Source organism: Bacillus cereus group sp. BfR-BA-01360, assembly GCF_022663595.1.
Lineage (GTDB): Bacteria > Bacillota > Bacilli > Bacillales > Bacillaceae_G > Bacillus_A > Bacillus_A cytotoxicus.
The window spans coordinates 1-316 of the sequence record NZ_JAKUFV010000086.1; the positions used below are offsets into that span (position 1 = coordinate 1).

Genomic DNA, 316 nt, shown 5'->3' on the forward strand with positions numbered 1-316 from the left:
GTGGGTGATGAATCGCCTTCGGATAGGGCGTGGCTTATGCCACGTTAACGATCCGACACACTTAAACCTTTACGAATAAGCTCGTAAACCGAACCTGCAAAACTCGTGATGTAATTTTCTTTTTGGTATTTTTCGATTTCTGCCACTAAATCAGCAGGAAACGTAATTAATTTTGAAATACGTTCCATACTACTTCACTTCCATTTCGGTATATACTTATGTTTTGTATATAATGAGTATATACTAAAAGGAGGTGAAATCAATGTTAGTTAACAAAGTGTATAAGTTTCGTATCTATCCAAACAAGGAGCAAGAA

Annotated in this window: 2 protein-coding genes; one reads left to right on the forward strand and one right to left on the reverse strand. The window is 36.1% G+C overall.

Annotated features, from left to right (window positions below; genetic code table 11):
• Nucleotides 1-44 precede the first annotated feature (44 nt).
• Nucleotides 45-188 (reverse strand): hypothetical protein, encoded by a 144-nt coding sequence (locus tag MR056_RS22025; protein WP_210368499.1) that lies wholly within the window; start codon nucleotides 186-188, stop codon nucleotides 45-47.
• A 74-nt stretch (nucleotides 189-262) separates the two neighbouring features.
• Between MR056_RS22025 and MR056_RS22780 the strand changes: the two genes are divergently transcribed.
• Nucleotides 263-316: helix-turn-helix domain-containing protein (locus MR056_RS22780; protein ID WP_375293724.1), on the forward strand; the 54-nt coding region annotated here is incomplete at its 3' end.

Coding starts and splice junctions, on each gene's coding strand:
- MR056_RS22025 (WP_210368499.1), bottom strand. CDS start 188: ATGGAACGTATTTCAAAATTAATTACGTTTCCTGCTGATTTAGTGGCA.